The following is a 7,452-nucleotide window of genomic DNA, read 5'->3' as shown; positions in this document are numbered from 1 at the left end:
CAAAATTTCATAATTTTGCCTCAGAATTCTTGAATTTTGACTTGTTTGATGACCAATCCCCAGTCCCCAATCCCCAATCCCCAGTCCCCTCAAAATTCAAAATTCAAAATTCAAAATTCAAAATTTCATAATTTTGCCTCAGAATTATTGACTTTTGACTTTTTTAATGACCAATCCCCAGTCCCCAATCCCCAATCCCCAATCCCCAGTCCCCAGTCCCCATCTAAAAAGTTTTACAATACATCGCAGTCGTTACAGTTTACCCTGTGTTAGATTGGGCATACTGACTATCAATTTTTCCCTCTGACGCAGCTGTCATTATGGTGATTACAAAAAGTAGGCTTGTTTTGGGTGCTACGGCAGTGACACTCTCCACGATCGCAGTTACTAGCCTTGGCATTCACTCGCGCGGTCAGGCTTTGTTTAAAGCTAGTCCCAAGGAATTAGTAGATGAAGTTTGGCAAATCGTGCAGCGTCAATATGTTGACGGGACTTTTAATCAGGTTGACTGGGTAGCTGTGCGTAAGGAGTACCTCAACAAGTCTTACAGTAGTCAGGAAGATGCTTACAAGGCAATCCGGGAAATGCTCAAAAGGCTAGATGATCCTTATACCCGGTTTATGAACCCTGAAGAATTCAAAAATATGCAGGTGGATACTTCTGGGGAACTGACGGGTATTGGTATCACTATCAGCCAGGATGAAAAAACTAAGCAACTGGTAGTTATTGCGCCTATTGAAGATACGCCAGCTTTTAAGGCGGGAATTCTTTCTAAAGATGTCATCGTCAAGATAGATGGCAAAAGTACCAAGGGCATGGATACTAATGAAGCGGTATCTTTAATCCGAGGTGAACCTGGTTCTCAAGTAGTGTTGACTATTCAGCGTAACGGTCAACAAAAAGTATTTAACATCAAACGGGCGCGGATTGAAATCCATCCGGTGCGTTTCTCTCAACAGCAAACTCCTGTAGGCAAGGTTGGCTACATCCGTTTAAATCAATTTAGTGCCAATGCTGCTAAAGAAATGCAGCAAGCTATTAGAAATTTAGAAAAACAACAGGTAGATGGCTATGTGATGGATTTGCGCGGTAATCCTGGCGGTTTGTTATACGCTAGTGTGGAAATTGCGCGAATGTGGCTAGATAAAGGTACAATTGTTTCTACTATTGACCGTCAAGGCGAACAAGAGCGAGAAGTAGCTAGAGGGCGGGCTTTGACGAATAAACCATTAGTTGTCTTGGTAGATAAAGGTTCAGCTAGTGCTAGTGAAATTCTCTCTGGGGCATTGCAAGATAATAAGCGGGCTGTTTTAGTCGGGACTCAAACCTTTGGTAAGGGCTTGGTGCAGTCTGTACGCCCACTAGAAGATGGTTCAGGTTTGGCTGTGACAATTGCTAAGTATCATACCCCCAGTGGTAAAGATATTAATAAGCATGGCATTGACCCAGATATCAAGGTAGAGTTGACTGATGCCCAGCGTCAAGAATTGTGGCTACGTGAACGCGACAAAATCGGCACATTAGCAGACTTGCAATATGCAAAAGCCTTGGAAATCTTGGGTAAAGAAATCGCTGCCAAGAGAACACCAACGGCAGAAAGAAGCCAAACCAATCAATTGTAAATTTATTGTGGTTGGCACTTGCCAGCCCGAATTAATCCCACACGGCGAGCGATCGCTTCCTCTGGTGAATTAAAAGGCCCCCACTTTTCTGTAATATCTCCACTATTGTCCTCAACTTGCTGGCTGGGGACAATTTCACAATTTCCGGTATTGCGCTTGACAATATACCAATTTTGTGCATTAGTCATACAATCAACAGATTGCTAGGATGAGCCTTAAGCACTCTATCATAAGTAGTCATTAGTCATTAGTCATTAGTCATTAGTTATTAGTTATTAGTTATTAGTTATTAGTCATTGGTCATTAGTTTTTCTCCTTCGCTCCTCTGCTACACCAGTAAGTTTCAAAATCAAAGCAGATCAGAATTGTTGTACATTGCCATCAAGAGCAGTTAATGACTAATGGCAATATATGAACTTTCGTGAAGAGTTTAAACTACTGCTACGCGCTCGCTACCCATTGATTTATATTCCCACATACGAAGAGGAACGGGTAGAAGCAGCAATTCGAGAAGAAGCAGCAAATCAAGGGAATCGCCCTGTATATACTTGGGATTTTGTGGATGGTTATCAGGGAAACCCGAATGATCAGGGTTTTGGGCGGCGCAACCCTCTACAAGCTTTGGAATTTGTGGAAAAATTACCAGCCTCAGCCCCAGCCGTGTTAATTTTACGAGATTATCATCGGTTTTTAGAGGATGTGGCGATCGCTCGCAAACTCCGCAACTTAGCCAGACTCCTCAAGTCACAACCGAAAAATATTGTCTTGTTATCGCCACGGATTGCGATTCCTGATGATTTAACCGAAGTCTTAACGGTTGTGGAGTTTCCTTTACCCGCCGCTAATGAAATTAAAACCGAGGTAGAACGCTTACTGCAAGCCACTGGTAACTCCCTGTCTGGGAAAGTTTTAGATGATTTGGTGCGGTCTTGTCAAGGGCTATCAATGGAAAGGATACGCCGAGTTTTAGCGAGAGCGATCGCTACCCACGGCGAATTACAACCAGAAGACGTAGATTTAGTCTTAGAAGAAAAACGCCAAACTATCCGCCAAACCCAAATCCTCGACTTTTACCCTGCGACTGAGCAAATTTCTGATATTGGCGGACTAGATAACCTCAAAGATTGGCTATTGCGCCGGGGTGGTTCATTTACTGAACGGGCGCGTCAGTATGGTTTACCCCATCCCAGAGGCTTATTGTTAGTAGGGATTCAGGGAACAGGTAAATCATTAACCGCCAAAGCGATCGCCCATCATTGGCATTTACCACTACTGCGTCTAGATGTGGGACGATTATTTGGGGGGTTAGTTGGTGAATCAGAATCCCGTACTCGCCAAATGATTCAAGTAGCAGAAGCCCTAGCCCCTTGTGTATTGTGGATTGATGAAATCGATAAAGCCTTTTCGGGACTTGGTAGCAAAGGCGATGCAGGAACAACTAGCCGAGTATTTGGGACATTTATCACCTGGTTAGCCGAAAAAACCTCACCTGTATTTGTGGTGGCTACCGCTAATGATATCCAAGCCTTACCCCCCGAAATGCTTCGCAAAGGTAGGTTTGATGAAATTTTCTTCGTCGGCTTACCCACCCAAGAAGAAAGAAAAGCAATTTTTAATGTCCATTTATCCCGACTGCGCCCCCACAATTTGAAAAATTATGACATTGATCGGTTAGCTTATGAAACACCAGATTTTTCAGGAGCCGAAATTGAGCAAACGCTAATTGAAGCAATGCACCTGGGATTTAGTCAAAACCGAGATTTTACCACTGACGATATTCTCGAATCTGCCAGTCAGATTATACCCTTAGCCAGAACTGCCGTTGAGCAAATTCAAAAACTGCAAGAATGGGCTGCTGCGGGGAGAGCGCGTTTAGCGTCTAAACAAAGCTCTTTAAGTGACACCTTCGGTAAATTACGCTAATAAGACTTAAGCAAGTGTCACACTAAATATCTATCTGTAGGGTGCGTCAGCCGGTATAAATTCTGCAAGTAAACTGATGTTTGGCATCTGAAGCACCCTACCAATGTACTACCAATGTACCAGTTGCGTAAGTTCTGGCGAAAACATCGTTAGCCAGTTGGTGAATTAACAGTCAATAGTCCATAATTCAAAGTTAATCATGAATTAATATGGACTATTGGCTATTAAGGGAGCGGAGGAAGCGGAGGAGAGAAACTAAACTAATGACTAATGACTAATGACTAATGACTAATGACTAATGACTATTAACAAGGAATTAACTATGTTTTCTGGATTACTTAAATTTATATTGGGATTTTTATTAGCGATCGCTGTTTTAGTAGGTAGCGGTGTTGCTGTCGCCCTCTATTTTATTAATAGAACAGCTATACCCCCTGATAGACCGATTTTTGCCAATGATAGCCCCTCTGTAAAAAACTCAGACTCTCCCAACTCTGATGTAAAAAATACACCCACCCCTACACCTACAACTTCACCTACTCCCACCGCTTCCCCTGCCCCTTCTCCCTCTCCCACATCAGAAGAATTACCACCAGGAGCTTACCGAGGAACTGTCACTTGGGCTGAAGGTGTGAGATTGCGGGGTGAAGCAAACCAAGATGCCCAAACTGTTGGCGGTGTCAGTTTTAACGAAAAAATTATTGTTTTGGAAGAAAGCCAAGATAAAAACTGGGTAAAAATTCGCTCTGAAGCTAGCCAACAAGAAGGTTGGATCAGAGTAGGTAATATTAAACGCGATGAATAACTGTCTCTACTCAGCACTTATCAAGTTAATAACATGACTTGGGAACCCTGTTGAGTTTTATTTACCTCGATTCTCGCTTGAAAGGCTTCTTTGAGGTGGGGTATATGGGTAACAGTCAGGATACAAGCGAAATCATGGGCGATCGCATTAATCGCCGCAATCAGGCGATCGCATCCTTCCGTGTCCTGCGTCCCAAACCCTTCATCTACAATCAATAATTGTAAAGCTGCTCCGGCTCTTTGCGCTAATAATTTTGCCAAAGCTAACCGAATTGCAAAGTTAATTCTAAACGCCTCTCCCCCAGAATAAGTTTCATAGGCGCGTGTACCTCTGGCATCGGCGATTAAAATATCTAAGGTGTCAATTAATTTAGCATTTTTCCGCGTTGATTTACCAGACCGCCCAGATTTCTGTGTAATAAATTGTACGTGTAGCTGATTGGCACTCAACCGTGATAATAATTGATTTGTCTCAGCTTCTAACTGCGGTAACACATTCTCAATCATCAAAGCTTGGATACCATTTTTACCAAACGCTTGCGTTAATTCCTGATATACCCGTTGTTGTTGCTTGCATGATTGCAGTTGTTGCTGTTGTTCCTCATACTGAGTTTGCAGAGTTTCCAATTGCATCGCCAACTGTTCTAAACGTCCCAACTGAGTGATACATTCATCAAGCTGCCGTCTGCGGCTGGTTATTTGCTGCTCTAAAGCTTGAATCTGTTGCATGGGATTGGCAGATTCGGTTAACTGCTGCTCAATGCTAGTGATTTGAGTAGCTAATTGCTGTCTCTCCTCCAATCTAGCTGTGATAGACGCTTCTAAATCTTGTAACCTTGTCTGAAGTTGGGGATATTGTTGTTGTGCTGCTAACAACTGCTGATAGCATAAATGCCAAGATTGGGCTTGACGTAGACTAGCGCGCAGGTTGTGGTGCTGTTCGGCACTATAGGCAATTTCTTTAATTTGCTGCTCTAAAGCAGCAATTTGTTTAGCACAATCCGAATTTATCTGCTCTTGCTCGATTCTCGTTTGTAAATCGGCAATTTGGGCTTGTAATTCTGGTTTCCGGGCTGCTAGCTGGGCTTGACGTTTCGTAGCGTCTTTGATTTGTCCTTGCCTAATTTCTGCCCACCGCCAGCGTTCTACTTCGCTCCGTGCCAAAGCATGGTCTTGCTCATTATAATTGAGTTGTTGCAGATATTGGTCTAATTGTTGCAACTCCGCTTGTTGCACAGAAGCATAATCACCAACTTGCAGCGATCGCTCTAAATGTTCCTTTTCCGCCGCTAGTTGCTGTAACTGTTGTTCTGCATCGCTGGTAGATTGTAACTGAGCGGCTAATTGTCCTCTTTGCTCCCGTAAAGCGTCATAAGCTTGCAACTTCTGGTTTATTTCCCGGTATTCCTGCCTTAATAATTGAATTTCTCTATCTGACACCGCCATTTGTTCCCGGAACACCCACAATTGTCCTTCCGTCTCTTGGTACTCCTCTCTAGTTTTATCAACCACCCGATTCCAATGATGTTCATCTAAAGGACGTTCACATAATGGACAAATAGCATCGGGATGACGCAACATTTGTAACTTCTGCTCTAATTCTCCCAATAATCTCTCATATTCTCGATGTTGCGTTTGCAGACGTTCAATAAAATGCCTTCTTTCGTGGCCTTTTTCCTGAACTCGTTGCAGATAAACCCGATCTTTCTCCATTTGCTCAATCTGTGTTCCCACCTCCATCACCGCTTGTTGCAGTTGGGGTTGGCGTTGCGAAGCGCGTTTGAGTTGGTTTTCTGTCGCGTGTAGCTGTTCTAGCCGTGCTACCAAACCAGCCTGAACCCGATCTAAATGACTTTGTAAATTTTGACGCTGCTGTAATAAAGGCGCGACTTGCATCTGTAATTCATCTAAATGAGTTAGATGACGACGGGCGGCGGCAAGTTGAGCTAATGCGGCTTCAATTTCCCCGGATTTTGACAGAGTTTGCTGGATTTCTTGCTCTTGTTGTTGTAAAGCTGCTAATTGTCCTTGGGCTTGTTGTAATTGTCTTTCTAATTCGTGAATTTGTTGTGTTAATTGTTGCTGTTTTTGTTGACGCAGTGTAGTAGCTTGAGTGTGTTGAGCAAATTTATGGGCGTAGGCTTCTTCTTGAGTTTGCAGAGTTTGATAATGAGCGTAACCGTTTTTAATCTCTGTTTCTTGACTCAGCAGGGCTGTTAACTGAGCCATTTGACTTTCTACTGCTGCTTGCTCTTGTTGTAGGCGATCGCCATCTTGAGTTAAATTCTGATATTGTTGCCTGACAAAATGTAGTTGTTGTTCCCAATTACTGCGTTGATGTTGGACAACTTGCAAACTTTGTAATTGAATATTTTCAAAAGCTTGTACTTGTTGTAATTGATTAATTTTAGCTTCTAATTCTGCCCGTTGCTCTGCCGTTGTCTGACGCTGTTGTAACTGCGTTTTAATCGACTCCAAAGAACGCTCTAGTTCTTCGGCTCTACCTTTAAAATGCCGAGATAATTCTTTAGCTCTATCCTCTAATTCATCATATTGATTCAGCTTGAGTAACTCCGCCAAAATCTCTTTACGTTCACTCGGACGTTTGAGCATGAATTCATCTGCACGCCCTTGACGCAGATAGGCAGAATTAATAAAAGTATCATAATCAAGCTTAATATATTCTAGAATTAACTCCTGTGTAGCCCGGATGCCTTTCCCACTCAAAGGACGAAACCCAGACGGTGTTTCAATTTGAAATTCTAGAATCCCAGCCTCACCCCTAACTCTACTGCGGATGATACGATAGGTTTCTTGATTATTGAGAAAAGTGAAATCAACCCTCACTTCCTTAGCACCAGCATGAATCACATCATCTTCAGCAGCAGCCCGGCTTTCACCCCAAACCGCCCACGTAATCGCTTCCAGAAGTGAAGATTTACCTGCTCCATTAGCACCACAAATACAAGCCGTATGCAAACCCCGAAAATCTAAAGTTGCATCACGGTAACTAAGAAAATTTTTCAGAATAAGTTGTACTGGGATCATTGAGGCTATAGTGCCACATCTACATTTAATTAACTAGCAGTACAGATGCACTCTT

The 7,452-nt window shown here is 42.9% G+C and carries 5 protein-coding genes; 3 read left to right on the top strand and 2 right to left on the bottom strand.

Translation table 11 applies throughout. The features are described 5' to 3' along the window. The first annotated feature begins 320 nt into the window (after positions 1–320). Positions 321–1,622 (top strand): carboxyl-terminal processing protease CtpC, encoded by a 1,302-nt coding sequence (gene ctpC / locus A3775_RS17870; RefSeq protein ID WP_066426084.1) that lies wholly within the window; start codon positions 321–323, stop codon positions 1,620–1,622. A 2-nt stretch (positions 1,623–1,624) separates the two neighbouring features. On the opposite strand, the gene A3775_RS17865 is transcribed toward ctpC, so the two are convergent. Further along, positions 1,625–1,810, bottom strand: coding sequence for a DDE transposase family protein (locus tag A3775_RS17865; protein WP_066380557.1), 186 nt, complete (start codon positions 1,808–1,810; stop codon positions 1,625–1,627). 223 nt (positions 1,811–2,033) lie between these two features. Between A3775_RS17865 and A3775_RS17860 the strand changes: the two genes are divergently transcribed. After that, a complete protein-coding gene (locus tag A3775_RS17860) occupies positions 2,034–3,545 on the top strand; it encodes an AAA family ATPase (RefSeq protein ID WP_066380558.1) in 1,512 nt (503 codons plus the stop codon). Between the two features lie 322 nt (positions 3,546–3,867). Next, positions 3,868–4,350 carry an SH3 domain-containing protein gene (locus A3775_RS17855; RefSeq protein WP_066426156.1) on the top strand — a complete coding sequence of 161 codons (483 nt, stop codon included), beginning with the start codon at positions 3,868–3,870 and terminating at the stop codon, positions 4,348–4,350. 20 nt (positions 4,351–4,370) lie between these two features. On the opposite strand, the gene sbcC is transcribed toward A3775_RS17855, so the two are convergent. Then, positions 4,371–7,397 carry an exonuclease subunit SbcC gene (gene sbcC, locus A3775_RS17850; protein ID WP_066426082.1) on the bottom strand — a complete coding sequence of 1,009 codons (3,027 nt, stop codon included), beginning with the start codon at positions 7,395–7,397 and terminating at the stop codon, positions 4,371–4,373. Positions 7,398–7,452: the final 55 nt, after the last annotated feature.

Origin of the sequence: Anabaena sp. 4-3, from assembly GCF_001597745.1 — a bacterium.
Taxonomy (GTDB): domain Bacteria; phylum Cyanobacteriota; class Cyanobacteriia; order Cyanobacteriales; family Nostocaceae; genus Trichormus.
This window is presented reverse-complemented; position numbering and strand designations above follow the sequence as displayed.